This window comes from Pedobacter sp. AC190, from assembly GCF_979258025.1.
Genome location: NZ_OZ409824.1, coordinates 2,241,705 through 2,256,233, shown reverse-complemented (window position 1 = coordinate 2,256,233; position 14,529 = coordinate 2,241,705). Strand labels below are relative to the sequence as shown.

The window sequence follows — 14,529 nt, the reverse complement described above, 5'->3', positions numbered from 1 at the left end:
TGCATCAATATTTAAAACCTACAATTATGAAACTATCTAAAATCCTACTCATTGCCCTTTCATTATTTATCAATTCTTTTTTGCACGCACAAATGCCCGTGCTTAAAGTTCAGCGGGCAGAAAGTAATCAGCAAAACGATGCCGTAAAGCTTAAAAAGTTAAATATCGATGTGCAAATTACTGGAAACATTGCAACAACCGTAATGACCATGACTTTTTACAACAACAGCAATAGAATATTAGAAGGAGAATTAACTTTTCCAATGCCCGAAGGTGTAAGCATTAGCCGCTACGCTTTAGATATTAATGGGAAAATGCGTGAAGCTGTCCCTGTAGAAAAAGCCAAAGCAACCGAGGTTTTCGAAAGTATCGAACGCCGCCGTGTAGATCCTGGTTTACTCGAAAAAGTAGAAGGAAATAATTTTAGAACAAGGATTTATCCCATGCCTGCCAATGGCAGTAGAACTATAATTGTTGGTTATGAAGAAGAACTTAATTTTAATAACGCAAATGCTTTAACTTATCATTTACCTTTAGATTATAACCAACCTATAGAAACCTTTGCATTAAAAACTACGGTTTTCGAAAGTATTTTAAAACCCGAACTAGGCGAACAACCCGATGGAAGCTTCAATTTAAAAGTTAATGGAAATACTTATGTTGGCGAGATAAACAAAACTGATTATCAACCAAAAAAAGGTTTAACGATAAATCTTCCTAAACGCAATGATTTACCAGAAGTGCAAATGCAAAAAGCATCTAATGGGTATTATTTTTTAGTAAATGTTTTTCCAAAATCAGAAAGCAGACCCCGTCAATGGTCAAACCAAATAGGATTAATTTGGGATACATCTTTAAGTGGTTTACAACGTGACACAAAAAAGGAATTAGAACTTTTAGATTTAATTATCAAGCAAAAACAAAATCTAACCATACAACTAGGTTTGTTAAATAACGGATTTAAAAACAGTGGTACTTTTATCATATCGAAAGGAAATTGGGATGATTTAAAAAAGAAACTTGAAAACATAGTTTATGATGGGGGTACAAATTTTGGTTCGGTTAACGCTCAGTCTTTTCAGGCCGACGAATATATTTTCTTTAGCGATGGGTTATCAACTTTTGGCCGAAATTCAATTGCGCTATATAAACCTGTTAATACTATAAATACATCTTTGAAGGCAGATTACAGCACATTAAAATACATCAGTTTACAAACTGGCGGCCAGTTTGTAAACCTAAACGCTATATCTACAAATGATGCTTTTAAACAATTAGGCCAGGAAAATTTACAATTTTTGGGAATTAAAAACGGTTCAGATGTGCGTCAAACTTACCCATCAATGCATGTAAAAGTAAATGGGCATTTTTCTCTTGCAGGAATATTGAATGGTTTAAATACCGATTTTGTGTTACAATTTGGCTATGGAAATTCGGTTACCTCAGAACAGCATATCCAATTAAATGCTACTGAACATGCGCTAAGTAGCATAGATGTGAGCAGAGTTTGGGCACAGAAAAAAATTTCGGAAATGGATATCCAGTACGAAGCAAATAAAGCTGATATTAGTGTATTAAGCAAGCAATTTGGTATTGTAACGCGAAACACCAGCTTAATTGTGCTCGAAAATCTCGATGATTATTTGCGTTATGATATTGCGCCTCCAGCAGAGCTACGCCAGGCTTATGATGCAGTTTTGAAACAACGCCGAGTAGATTTTCAGGAGCGTAAAACTGATTTACTAAATGCTGCGGTTACCATGACTAAAGATTTAAAAAACTGGTGGAACACTGATTTTAGTTATAAGGAGCCTTTTAAGAGTAAAAACGACTACCCTATTCCGGTTAGAGATGCCATTGATGCCGCCCCAGTGGTAACGCAAAACATCTCAGCCACACCTCCACCACGCCCTGCAGGTACTCCGCCTGCACCACCAAGAGTAGAAAGAGCAAAAGAATCGGAAGCAAAAGATAAATTGAATGAGGTTGTTGTTGTGGCATACGCTGCACAAGCAAAGCGAATGGAAACCACAAGTGCCACAACAATAGTCAGGTCTCAGTCTATTAGTGCAAATTCAGCTTTGCAAGGACGAGTTGCAGGAGTAAGCATACAAAATAAAAGCACAACTACATACGTGGAAACACAACCAACCATTGTTATTCCAGAATTTAAAAGCGATAAAGATTACATGAAAAACCTGGTTGGTAATCCCGACAGTGCTTATCGGGCATATATAAAACTGCGCCCTAATTATATAACTACACCAATGTTTTATTTCGATGTAGCGAATTGGTTTTATCAGCAAAAAGACAGTGTTAGGGCTTTAACGATTTTAAGCAGCATTGCCGATTTAGATTTGGAAAACGCTGATTTATATAAAACACTTGCTTACAAATTGAAGCAAACAGGTAATTATGATAGCGAAATCTTTACAACTGAGAAAGTTTTACAATGGCGCCCAACGGATGCACAAAGTTATCGCGATTATGCCCTGGCTTTGGCCGATGCTGGTCAATACCAAAAGGCTTTAAATAATTTATATAAAGTGTTAACTCAAAGTTATAACTCGCAAATTGCAGATAGAGATCAGGGAATTGAAGAAATTATTATTTCGGAAATTAATAACTTAATTGCTAAATATGGCAATAAGCTTAATACAAAAGGCATTGATAAGAGATTAATTCAGCCTTTGCCAGTTGATGTTCGGGTAGTTTTAAACTGGAATAAAAATGATACGGATATCGATTTGTGGTTAACCGACCCAACTGGCGAAAAGGGTTATTACGGCAACCCAAAAACCAAAATTGGCGGAAGAATTAGTAATGACTTTACTTCGGGTTATGGTCCTGAGCAGTTTATGCTTAAAAAAGCCATGAAAGGCAAATATAAAATCGAAGTAAACTATTATGATGATAGACAAATTAATATTAGCGGGCCAACAACAGTTACAGCTGAAATTTATACCCGTTACGCTACGGGCAAGCAACAAAGAAAAGTAATTGTACTGCCTATGGCAGCCGATAATAGAAATGGAAATTTAGTCGGGGAGTTTAATTTTAACTAAACCTCTTGTTGTTATTTTAACGGGAGTACAACGAAAATGGAGAAATCTTTTATGCTAATTAAAAAGATTTCTCCACCACGTTCCAAATGAAAACATAGCAACTTTTAAAAACTAAAGTAGTAAGCCAGCTATTTCTTCCCAGTTATTTACTCTTTCGTATTCGGTAATTAAAAGGTTGTGCGGAGAAGTATACAGTAAAGGGCGACCTTTTAAATTGACAAAGTTTTTTATTCTATCATCTATTAAAACATCTACTTCAACAATTTTATTTCCGCAAAACATAATGTGCTGCCAATCAATAAAAGGAAAATGTTCAGCAAGCCAATCATATTTATCTTCAAGCGAATTACGAAATTCCATAGCGGCCGAAACAATGTAAACATCGTATTTTTCTTGCAAAGCTTTAATTACACGTTGGCTATCAGGAATTACAGCTAAATCTCGAAAAAAGCCTTTCTCATTAATGTATTCGAACCATTTTTGATTAACATCTTGTGGTACCTGTTTAAAAACTTCGTTACCTGGCTCAATAACCAAATCAAGCGGAACATCAAAATCTCGGTTGTAAAGACTAATAAATTTAGGTATCACATCAGCAATAACCTCATCCATGTCTATAGCAATTCTTTTCATTTCGTATCTTCAAATATTTTGGCGCTAATATCCTTAAAACAAAGAAATTAAACTATGTTTTTAATTTACAGTATTTTAGTTATCTTTGCAGCCCCGCAGCATGAAGCTCCGGGAACTATGTTGAATACATAAATACAAAAGAAAATGGCAACTAAAATCAGATTGCAAAGATTCGGTAAAAAAGGAAAACCTTTTTTCCACGTTGTGGTAGCAGATTCTCGCTCTCCACGTGATGGTAAATTCATTGAGCGTTTAGGTTCTTATAACCCAAACACCAATCCTGCAACCATCGAAATTAATTTCGAAAAAACTTTAGCTTGGGTAAACAGTGGTGCTGAGCCAACTGATACAGCTCGTGCTATTCTATCTTACAAAGGTGTTTTATACAAAAAACACTTAGAAGGTGGAGTTAAAAAAGGTGCTTTAACTCAAGAACAAGCTGACGAAAAATTCGCTGCTTGGGTTGATGCTAAAGCTGGTAAAATCTCTGGTAAAACAGAAGGTTTAGCTACTTCTAAAGCAGATGCTCGTAAAGCAGCATTAGTTGCAGAAGCTAAGAAAAAAGAAGATAGAGCAGCAGCAATCGCAGCTAAAAATGCACCAGTTGCAGAAGAAGTTGTTGAAGAAGAAGTTACTGAAGAAGCACCAGCTGTTGAGGCTGAAGCAACTGAAGAAGCTCCTGCAGCAGAAGCTACTAAAGAAGAAGGCGCAGAATAATTTAAATTATTTTGTTGCAGAAATAGCGAGGTTTCTTTCAAAAGAGCTTCGCTATTTTTATTTGAAAGAAATTTTTCAGTGTGGTCATTGCATGGCACGAAAGCAATCTTCTTTCCCGAAGAAAAGATTGCTGTATCGGAAAAAATCCAGATTCGCAATGATGGAAACACAATAATTTGATATGAAACACGAAGAAGCATTTTATATAGGTTACGTTACAAAAACAAGAGGTTTGAAAGGAGAGGTTCAAGTATTTTTTGAATTTGATGACTATGAAAAACTTGAGTTTGATATCGTTTTTGCTGATATGAATGGCAAACTTGTACCCTACTTTGTTGCCTCCGCAAAGTTACAAGCCAACAAAACAGGTTATTTTAATTTTGATGATGTTGATCATATTGACAAAGTTCAGCCTTTACTAAAAAAGAAATTGTATTTACCTATTGCTCAGAAACCGGAACGTGATGAGGATGAATTTTTTTACACCGATTTAAAGGGTTTTTTGGCGGTTGATGAAACACTTGGAGAACTTGGTGAAATTATCGAAGTAAACGAATATCCTCAGCAATTCGTAGCTGCGGTTATGTATAAGGAAACAGAAATTCTTTTTCCGCTAAACGAAGACTTTATCATTGAGATTGATGATGAACAAAAGATTTTAACCCTCGATTTACCTGAAGGTTTATTGGATATTTATCTTGAAAAATAAAAAAATTAACTTTGCCCTATGCGTTTTGATATTATAACCGTTTTGCCCGCTTTGCTCGAAAGCCCTTTTGCTCATTCTATTTTACAGCGAGCGCAAAAAAAAGGAATTGCAGAAATTGTTGTCCATAATTTAAGGGATTATTCTACCAACAAGCAAAAAAGTGTTGATGATTATCAATACGGTGGCGGAAGCGGTATGGTTATGAGCATAGAGCCATTTGCGGCTTGTATTGAGAAACTTCAGGCTGAACGTGAATATGATGAAATCATATTTATGAGTCCAGATGGAGTAACGCTAAACCAAAGTACGGCTAATGAACTTTCCATTAAAAAAAACATCATCATTTTATGCGGGCATTACAAGGGCATAGATCAGCGCATACGCGATATCTTTGTTACCCGAGAAATATCTGTGGGTGATTATGTTTTAAGTGGCGGAGAATTGCCCGCAGCTATTGTGGTTGATGCTGTGGTTCGCTTAATTCCTGGCGTTTTAAATGATGAAACATCGGCATTGTCTGATAGTTTTCAGGGAGAGCTCTTAGATGCGCCAGTCTATACCCGTCCTGCTGACTGGCGAGGGAACAAAGTACCTGATGTTTTGTTAAGCGGACATGAAGCAAAAGTTAACGAATGGCGCCATGAACAGGCATTGGAAAGAACTAAAATCCGTAGGCCTGACCTTTTGGAATAGAAGCGTTTACACAATCTTAATGTGGAATTCTAAAAGATTGTGGAAAAAATAAAATTAGTTTTTTTTATTAAAAAAAAATCCCTAATATTGCAATCCGAATTTCACGGGTTGAAATATCGATTTAATAGCTTAAAATCATGGATTTAGTAAAATTTGTTGAAGAGCAGGCCATCGCGAAAAAAGATTTTCCTGCGTTCAAGTCTGGCGATACAGTGAGCGTACACTATAAAATTCGCGAAGGTAATAAAGAACGTATTCAAATTTACCAAGGTGTTGTAATTCAACGCAACAGTGCAGGTGCTAACGAAACTTTCACAGTTCGTAAAATGAGCAACGGTGTAGGTGTAGAGCGTATCTTCCCTGTAAATTCTCCAAATATCGAGAAGGTAGAAGTTAACAGTTATGGTAAAGTTCGTAGAGCGAAATTGTTCTATTTACGTGCATTAACTGGTAAAGCAGCTCGTATTAAGTCTTTAAGAAAATAATATTCTTTATTACAAGATATAAACCTCCACGATCTAAATCGTGGAGGTTTTTTTGTTTATAATTTTCTTTTCAGATAATAATTTGCAAATTATTGCGATTAATGAATTAAGTACATTTCAGCTATTCAATTTTCTTTTTATGTTAGATTCGGCATTTTTTGAGCAAGTTTTTTGGGGTAATACGGTAAAAGCTTATTGCCTTTTCGGCGGAATACTTTTTGTTGGTTTAATTTTTAAAAGAATTGTTTCGAGACTTCTGAGTAAGCTCTTATTTAAACTATTCAAAAGCTTTTCAAATCAATCTCATGATGAAGCTTTTGTTGCGCTGCTGGTAAAGCCTATAGAAACCTTTATCCTTTTAACGACGCTATACCTTTCTATAAATCAGTTAAAACATCCTTTAGAAGTTGCCATATTTCACTACAGCAAACTTGTAGGTAAGGTTAAAGAACAGATTCCAGTGAGCATTGGAGATTGTATCGATAGAATATTTCTATTCGGTATCATTCTATCTACTTTTTGGATAATTTTAAGGATAATCGATTTTATCAGTCATGTTTTATTATATAAGGCATCGTTAACAGATAATAAATCTGATGATCAACTTGTACCTTTTTTAAAAGAACTATTCAAAACCATTGTAATCTTTATTGGTTTTTTTACACTTTTAGGCTTTGTTTTTGAAGTAAATGTATTAACCTTAATTACAGGATTGGGTATTGGCGGTATAGCTATTGCTTTAGCAGCAAAAGAAAGTTTAGAGAACTTGATAGGCTCGTTCACTATCTTTCTGGATAAACCATTTATTGTTGGTGATTTGGTTAAAGTTGATGGAGTTGAAGGAACTGTAGAAAAGGTTGGTTTTAGAAGTACTAGAATACGAACATCAGAGAAAACGATGGCTACAATACCAAATCGGGGGATGATTGATGGAGTTCTTGAGAATCTTTCTTTAAGGAATTCGCGGAAGGTAGCATTTACAATTGGCTTAACTTACGAAACAAACGCAGGCTCTGTTAAGAAAATTGTTTCCGAAATTGAAGATTATATTAGCAATAGAGAAGGAACAGCAGATGTAAGTGCCTCTTTCAAAAGTTTTGGAGAATCAGGATTGAATATTGAGGTTTCTTATTTTGTTGTGATTTTAAACAATGCAGAATTTCTAAAAATCAGACAAGAAATAAATTTGGAGATTATGGATATTGTAATGAAAAATAAATCTGATTTTGCTTATCCAACACAAAGATTAATTAGCGATATACCATTAGCAGCACACGATAAAGAGGTTGGAAACGACACAACGGATTAATCATTATTAAAAATAACAAACAAAAAAGCCGATTTAGAATTACTAAATCGGCTTTTATATTTTTATACAATCCTTTTAGCTAATCGTGGCCAAGGTTGTTATTCCACCTTTCACTACTTGATTAAGTTCTACGTTAACTTTTGTTCCAACGGGAAGAAAAACATCAACACGCGATCCGAATTTAATAAATCCGAACTGTTCGGTTTGAACAACCTGATCGCCTTCTTTAACGTACCAAACAATTCTGCGAGCTAACGCACCCGCAATTTGACGAAACAGTACAGGCGTTCCGTTTTTGTGCTCTACAACTGTGGTTGTACGCTCGTTTTCTGTAGAAGATTTCGGATTCCAGGCCGCAAGGTATTTTCCTGGGTGATATTTAAAGAATTTAACCACGCCTGAAATTGGATTTCGATTAATGTGCACATTTACTGGCGACATAAAAATGGAAACCTGTAAACGTTTATCTTTAAAGTATTCGCCTTCTTCTGTTTCTTCAATAACCACAACTTTTCCATCTGCAGGGCAAATAACTAAGCTTTCGCCAGATGAAAAACTACGACTTGGGTTACGGAAAAACTGCAATACAATAATAAATAATGCAGCAGAGAAGATGTAAACAAACCAACGTAACCAGGTTACATCATAATATTTGTAATCTATAAGTGCATTAATAATGAAAATAAATAATATGCTTAAAGCTATTGTTGTGTAGCCTTCTTTGTGTATGGTCATTGTGCTAGAAAATTTGAAACAAAGGTGCGAAAAATAAATTAATCCTATCTATAAATTATGCTTCTGTGGCCCTATAGATATCAGTTAAATTTCTTCCTAGTCCGTTATAATCTAAGCCATAGCCAACAACAAATTCGTTAGGAATCTCAAAACCAATATATTCAAGTTCTTCTATTTCATATTTAAGAGCCGTAGGTTTTAGCAACAAAGAACTCACTTTTACAGAGGCTGGGTTTTTCTCTTTTATTGTTTTTAAAATATGTGTTAAAGTTAGGCCAGTATCTACAATATCTTCAACTATAACAATATCCCGTCCTTCAATATCATCAGGCAGGCCAATTAACTCTTTAACTTTGCCAGAACTTGAAGTGCCTTCGTATGATGCAACACGCATAAATGCAACTTCACAAGGAACGTTAATTTCTTTAATTAAATCGGCCATAAATAAAAAGCATCCGTTTAGTACGCCAATAAATAACGGGCATTTCTGCTCGTAATCAACGTTCATTTGAATGCCTAATAGGCGAATTCTTTTGCTTATCGTATCGTTTTCTAAAAAAATCTCGAACTCTTTATCCTCTACTTTTATTTTGTGCATGCTAGTATTATTTGCGACGAAGTTAACGGTAATTATCAGATAATTTATTGCCCGTTTTCCAGTTCCTTTTCTTTTCTGCGCTGTTCCCTACGCTCCTGTCTCAACTGCTTTTTAGTTTTTGCAGTGTCAATAGGTTTTGAAATTTTAGTTGTTGTATCTTTTTTTCCACCGCCGAAAATCCGATCGAATAAGCTTTTGTTTTTGTCTTGCATAACAACAGGCGCAACATCATTATCGTCGTCATTATCGAAAACTGCTGTGTCTATAACGGCTGTGTCTGGCGCTAAATAACGACGTAATCCTTCTCTTAATCGAACATTGTAAAAGCCATAACCAGAAGTATCAGATGGTGTTAATCCTCTTCTTGCCATGATGTTACCCATAAACCTGAAATAGTTGAACATATACGGCTTCAAGCTTCCATCAGCCATAAATTTGTACATTGACGCTTTAGGCTTAGGTACAATACTGGCTAAGAAAAGTCCATCACCTATCGTTAAATCAGCAGGTTGCTTACCGAAATAATATCTCGAAGCCTCACCAATACCATAAATGTTTTGGCCTAATTCCATAATGTTAAAATAAACCTCAAGCATTCGTTGTTTGCTAACCAAATGATTATGTTCAATTAGCCAAACTATTAAAATCTCTTCAGCTTTGCGGGCAAGCGTTTTTTGGCGACTTAAATAAATGTTTTTTACCAATTGCATGCTAATTGTACTTCCGCCGCGTTTAAATTTCTTCTCTTTGAAATTTACCGCAATTGATTTACGAATAGATTCTTCTACGAAACCATTATGGGTAAAAAATGAGGGATCTTCAGCCGTTAGAACGGAGTTTACAAAATTCTTGGAAATTGCATTAAGTGGTGTAAAATTCGGATTCGACGGGCCAATTGTAATATCACGCATCGGCTTACCATATTCGTAAGGCGTATAAACAAAAGGGCTGTTAATTTTTTGTAAATCGGTTTTACCCCATTTTAAAATTTTGAAACCAACCGGCGTTAAAGTAGAACTGAACCGAACGCTATCTGGAATTGCAGTGTCTAAGTGAAAGTTTAGGTTGTATTTTATTTTACCTTGAACTTTTAAACCTTCCAACGATTCGAACAAACCTTGTGGAAACGCATCGAAAATAGCCTGTGCATCTTGTTCTTCAGCATCCAATTTAAGTTCGTAAATTTTATTTTTTCCTAAGGTATATTTAACGTATGGATGAATTGAAGCATTTTTTAAATATGCTGTAGAGGTGCTATCCAGTGCAATATAATTAGGTCCGACTAAAACATCTGCGTCAAGCTTGGCGCTTTGAACAATTATATCATTACTCGCAATTCTTGGCTGATTTATCAACATGTTTTTAACCGACCACGAGCCTGAAATTTTATAATCATCTCCGCTATATTTCGCGTTTTTTAATTCGGTTTGAAGCGTATCGAAACTTAATTTTGCATGAAGTTTATTGTTTAGATAAGGTAGCTCCAATTTCTTCCCATCGGCATAAGCGGTAATACTTAATTCCTTGCTTCCTGGATTAACATAACCATCGAAATGCCACGTAGATTCGCCGTTATTAACATTAATGGTCGATTTTAAATCGCCGCCATCTATCGTAGCCACTGTTGCAAAACTTAGTCTAGCTGTATCATTATCATTTAACTTAAACACCATGTTTTTTACATCCATATCATCAGGAATTTTGTATAAAACCTGGTTTAATAAATTACTGGCTATTTCTGATAAGTTTACTTTGCTTTTGGTTTCGGTGCTGTCTTTTTTCTTTCTTTTAAGGATGAAGTCGATGTTACTAATAGAATCTTTAAACACGATGTTTACAAAACCCTCATTAAGCTTTAGTTCTGCTAGTTTAACATTGCCAAAAATTAAAGGGAACAACTTAACACCTACGCTAAGCTCGTTAAGATTAACCAAAGTATCTCTGTCTTTAGGTACAACAGATATTGCAGTCATTTTCACGGTGCTTAATCCCGTAAATCCTGCCGAACCAATTTTAACATCCAGATTATAGTCTTTGTCAGCTTTAGCAATTGCCTTAGCTACCATTTTTTTCAAAAGTGCCTCCCTTTTGCTATAGGCAACCGCTCCAAGCGCAATGCAAACAATAAAAAACACGCCTAAAATCCAGGCACCTATTTTTAAATATTTTTTTGGGACGTTAATTTTGGGTATTCGCATATAGTGTTAAAATGGTTAATTGCTTAAACGTAACAATTAAATGTTTATTTCGTGTTAAAATTACAGTTTAAAAGCCTAAATAAAAGTATTTGTGGCTATGTTTTGTTAATTTTGGATTTAAATTAATATAATGCAGATTAGCCCACAACAAGTTTTAGATGCCTTGAAAAATGTAGAAGATCCAGATCTTAAAAAAGACCTGGTAACCTTAAACATGATTAAGGATTTGCAAATAGTTGATACTCAAATAAACTTTACACTCGAACTTACTACGCCAGCATGCCCTATGAAGGATATGTTGAAAAATGCCTGCACAAATGCAATTAAGCATTTCGTATCAGCAGAAGCGGAAATAAATATCAATATAACCTCTAGAGTTACACAGCCAACAAACTCATCTTCATTAGATAACATCAAAAACATCATTTTGGTTTCATCTGGAAAAGGTGGTGTTGGTAAATCTACAGTGGCTAGTAATTTGGCCGTTGTTTTAGCAAAAGATGGTGCGAAAGTTGGCTTAATTGATGCTGATATTTATGGCCCATCGGTACCAACCATGTTTGATTTGGTTGATGCAAAACCAGGAGCTGAAGAAACCGCAGATGGTAAAACGAAAATCTTACCTATTGAAAAATACGGAATCAAGTTATTGTCGTTGGGCTTTTTTGCTGATCCAGGTCAACCAGTGCCTTGGCGTGGTCCAATGGCTTCGAATGCAGTAAAGCAGTTATTTAACGATACCAACTGGGGCGAACTAGATTATTTAATCGTTGATTTGCCTCCAGGCACTGGCGATATACACATTACAATTACGCAAAGTTTCCCAATTTCGGGAGCTGTTGTAGTTACAACACCTCAGCAAGTTGCATTAGCCGATACACATAAAGGTTTAGCTATGTTCCGCATGCCTGGTATTAATATTCCAATTTTAGGCGTAATCGAAAATATGTCTTACTTTACGCCAGAAGAATTACCAGAAAACAAATATTACATCTTCGGAAAAGGCGGGGGAACAAAACTTGCAGAAAGATTTGACGTTCCGTTTTTAGGAGAAATTCCGATTATTCAGAGTATTGCTGAGGCTGGGGATAATGGAAAGCCAGTAGCTTTAAATGAAAACCCATTGTTGGACGTTATATTTGGAGATATAGCAAGTAAAATTGCTCAGCAAATATCTATCAACAATGCGCAAATGGTGAATTGCTAAAAAATTACTATTTTTATAAATTAATAAACAAATAATGAATTTAACAGAGCAAGTAGAACAAGCATTAGAAACTATCAGACCATATTTAAAGGCCGACGGGGGTGATGTTTCTGTTGAAGAAATTACATCAGATGGCGTGGTTAAGCTAAAGTTATTAGGTAACTGTGGTTCTTGTCCAATGAGTTTCATGACAATGAAATCCGGCATTGAGCAGGCAATTATGAAAGCTGTACCAACTATTACATCGGTTGTTGCGTTAAACATGGCCGAGCAAGAATAGCTTTAACAATATTTAACACCGAAGTTTTATTATTAAAATTACTTTTGTCTTAATGAGATATTGTTTTGCCCTAATCTTGCTTGTTTTTTCTGTCACGGCTTTTGGTCAACAAAAAACCGACAAGGATAAACTGATCCAATTTTCTGGTATTATAACTGATATCGATAGCGGCAATGTAATTCCTTACGTTACTATAACGAATCTTTCTGCAAAAAGTAAAAGGGTAGGTGCCGATTACCGCGGCTACTTTACTTTTATTGTAAATCCTGGCGATACGATTTTGTTTACTGCAATTGGTTACAAAAAGTTTTCTACAATTATCCCATTAGGTACACCAGATAGTAAATACACTATCATGGTAAAATTAAGAGCAGAGGTAATTAATTTGCCTACTGTTCGTGTTTTTCCATGGGCAACTACAGAGGAATTTACCCGTGAATTTCTTTCTATGAAACTAGCGGATGACGATTTGGCAATTGCTAAAAAGAACCTTTCGCGGTCATCAATTAATGGCTTAATACAAGCCTTACCGCGTGATGCTGGAGAAATAGGAAGCCAAAATTATCGATATAATTTCGATCGGATGATTAACAAAAACATGGTTCAAACCAATCCCTTGTTAAATCCTTTTGCATGGGGTAAGCTAATGCAACAAATTTTTGATGGGGATAAACAACGAAGCGATAATTAGTAGCTAACGATGAATTTTTTGCCATTTAAGGCATTTGAATTATCTACAAGCCTATCCCCGATTCAGGTAAAGGAAAGAATAATTTCTAATACATTAGTTGTTAAACAAGAACACTTTAAGCAATACAAAAGACTATTTAAAGGATCTGTTTCTGAAAACTCGTTTAAAATTTCCAGAGTACTTTCTTACAGCAACGGTTTTAAGGCAGATATTTTCGGTGTAGTGGAAATCACAGAAACAGAAACTCTAGTGAAAATAAACATGAAATTGAAACCTCTTGTTTCTATTTTCTTAATAATGTGGTGTAGTTTTGTAGGTTTCGCTTTATTGGTAATTTTAATAGCTGCGATCAACGATTCTAAAATTATTTTAGGATGTTTATTCCCTTTAAATATGTTGGCATTTGCTTATGGGTTAGCAAAGATTTCATTTAATAGCGATGCTAAAACAGTAAAAAAAATCTTGATTGAGATACTTGAAGCAAGAGAACAAGCATAGAGGTATTTTATTAAATAAAAAAAGGGAAAACGTTTCCATTTTCCCTGCAATATTTTAATTAAGAAATTTATCTTTTCTTGCTTTTATTTGGAAACTTCATTTTGTAATCTGTTTTTATATTTCCCTTAGAAATTGCGTCCAGTTTGCTTTTGAGCATCGTTTTACGTAAAACACTTACTTTGTCTGTAAATAATTTCCCTTCAATATGATCATACTCATGTTGAATTACACGGGCCGACATTCCATCTACATCATCTGTGTGCTCTACAAAGTTTTCATCCAGATAATTAATCTTCACATTTGGTTTACGTGAGATATTTTCACGGATATCAGGAATACTTAAACACCCTTCGTTAAAAAACCAAGGTTCACCAGTTTCTTCTAAAATTTGTGCATTGATAAAAACCTTTTTGTAGCCAGGATTTCCATCCTCATCTTCGCCGGTATCTACAATAAATAAACGAATTGGTAAACCAATTTGAGGTGCAGCTAAACCAACACCATTTGCATAATACATGGTATCAAACATATCGCTAATCAATTGTTTCAATTCTGGATAATCTTTGTCAATATCGGTTCCTATTTTTTTTAAAACAGGGTCTCCGTAAGCTACTATAGGTAATTTCATTATGTGTTGTGTTTTTTCAGATCTAAAATCCGACTCATTAATTTGGTATACTTTTGTCAATCTGAGTTCGTTGAAAACAGACT

15 protein-coding genes are annotated in these 14,529 nt (G+C 35.1%); 10 read left to right on the top strand and 5 right to left on the bottom strand.

The genetic code is table 11. The features are described from left to right. The first annotated feature begins 26 nt into the window (after positions 1-26). Positions 27-3,065 carry a VIT domain-containing protein gene (locus ACZZZI_RS09945; protein ID WP_463489332.1) on the top strand — a complete coding sequence of 1,013 codons (3,039 nt, stop codon included), beginning with the start codon at positions 27-29 and terminating at the stop codon, positions 3,063-3,065. Between the two features lie 111 nt (positions 3,066-3,176). Here the strand turns inward: ACZZZI_RS09945 and ACZZZI_RS09940 are convergent, their stop codons facing one another. After that, positions 3,177-3,698, bottom strand: coding sequence for a 5' nucleotidase, NT5C type (locus ACZZZI_RS09940; RefSeq protein WP_316754732.1), 522 nt, complete (start codon positions 3,696-3,698; stop codon positions 3,177-3,179). 144 nt (positions 3,699-3,842) lie between these two features. Here ACZZZI_RS09940 and ACZZZI_RS09935 point away from each other — a divergent pair, with 144 nt between their 5' ends. The 5 genes from ACZZZI_RS09935 to ACZZZI_RS09915 all read left to right on the top strand — a co-directional run bounded on the left by ACZZZI_RS09935 (position 3,843) and on the right by ACZZZI_RS09915 (position 7,611). After that, positions 3,843-4,415, top strand: a complete 573-nt coding sequence (locus ACZZZI_RS09935; RefSeq protein ID WP_316754730.1) for a 30S ribosomal protein S16 — start codon at positions 3,843-3,845, stop codon at positions 4,413-4,415. 181 nt (positions 4,416-4,596) lie between these two features. Further along, complete coding sequence (gene rimM, locus ACZZZI_RS09930; protein ID WP_424057688.1) at positions 4,597-5,124, top strand: ribosome maturation factor RimM; 528 nt, start codon at positions 4,597-4,599, stop codon at positions 5,122-5,124. Positions 5,125-5,142: 18 nt separating this feature from the next. Then, positions 5,143-5,817: a tRNA (guanosine(37)-N1)-methyltransferase TrmD gene (gene trmD, locus ACZZZI_RS09925; protein ID WP_424057689.1), complete on the top strand. Its 675-nt coding sequence runs from the start codon at positions 5,143-5,145 to the stop codon at positions 5,815-5,817. Positions 5,818-5,954: 137 nt separating this feature from the next. Further along, positions 5,955-6,302 (top strand): 50S ribosomal protein L19, encoded by a 348-nt coding sequence (gene rplS, locus ACZZZI_RS09920; RefSeq protein WP_344768401.1) that lies wholly within the window; start codon positions 5,955-5,957, stop codon positions 6,300-6,302. 139 nt (positions 6,303-6,441) lie between these two features. Next, entirely contained in the window at positions 6,442-7,611 is a 1,170-nt protein-coding gene (locus ACZZZI_RS09915) for a mechanosensitive ion channel family protein (RefSeq protein WP_344768403.1), read from the top strand. A 75-nt stretch (positions 7,612-7,686) separates the two neighbouring features. Here ACZZZI_RS09915 and ACZZZI_RS09910 read toward each other — a convergent pair whose 3' ends face one another. The 3 genes from ACZZZI_RS09910 to ACZZZI_RS09900 are packed head-to-tail and all read right to left on the bottom strand — an operon-like array spanning position 7,687 to position 11,142. Then, positions 7,687-8,346, bottom strand: coding sequence for a phosphatidylserine decarboxylase family protein (locus ACZZZI_RS09910; protein ID WP_316754723.1), 660 nt, complete (start codon positions 8,344-8,346; stop codon positions 7,687-7,689). A 55-nt stretch (positions 8,347-8,401) separates the two neighbouring features. Next, positions 8,402-8,944 carry a hypoxanthine phosphoribosyltransferase gene (hpt, locus tag ACZZZI_RS09905; RefSeq protein WP_463489331.1) on the bottom strand — a complete coding sequence of 181 codons (543 nt, stop codon included), beginning with the start codon at positions 8,942-8,944 and terminating at the stop codon, positions 8,402-8,404. Positions 8,945-8,988: 44 nt separating this feature from the next. Then, positions 8,989-11,142, bottom strand: coding sequence for a transglycosylase domain-containing protein (locus ACZZZI_RS09900; RefSeq protein WP_463489330.1), 2,154 nt, complete (start codon positions 11,140-11,142; stop codon positions 8,989-8,991). Positions 11,143-11,272: 130 nt separating this feature from the next. On the opposite strand from ACZZZI_RS09900, the gene ACZZZI_RS09895 reads away from it, so the two are divergent. From ACZZZI_RS09895 to ACZZZI_RS09880, 4 genes are read left to right on the top strand one after another with little or no spacing between them, the layout of a single operon-like run. Beyond that, positions 11,273-12,349, top strand: coding sequence for an Mrp/NBP35 family ATP-binding protein (locus ACZZZI_RS09895; protein WP_344768409.1), 1,077 nt, complete (start codon positions 11,273-11,275; stop codon positions 12,347-12,349). 34 nt (positions 12,350-12,383) lie between these two features. Further along, on the top strand, positions 12,384-12,629 hold the full coding sequence (locus tag ACZZZI_RS09890) for a NifU family protein (protein ID WP_316754714.1): 246 nt from the start codon (positions 12,384-12,386) through the stop codon (positions 12,627-12,629). 52 nt (positions 12,630-12,681) lie between these two features. Continuing rightward, positions 12,682-13,320, top strand: coding sequence for a peptidase associated/transthyretin-like domain-containing protein (locus tag ACZZZI_RS09885; protein WP_316754712.1), 639 nt, complete (start codon positions 12,682-12,684; stop codon positions 13,318-13,320). 9 nt (positions 13,321-13,329) lie between these two features. Continuing rightward, positions 13,330-13,818 (top strand): hypothetical protein, encoded by a 489-nt coding sequence (locus tag ACZZZI_RS09880; protein ID WP_316754711.1) that lies wholly within the window; start codon positions 13,330-13,332, stop codon positions 13,816-13,818. Between the two features lie 67 nt (positions 13,819-13,885). Here the strand turns inward: ACZZZI_RS09880 and def are convergent, their stop codons facing one another. Further along, positions 13,886-14,446, bottom strand: coding sequence for a peptide deformylase (gene def / locus ACZZZI_RS09875; RefSeq protein ID WP_316754709.1), 561 nt, complete (start codon positions 14,444-14,446; stop codon positions 13,886-13,888). Positions 14,447-14,529: the final 83 nt, after the last annotated feature.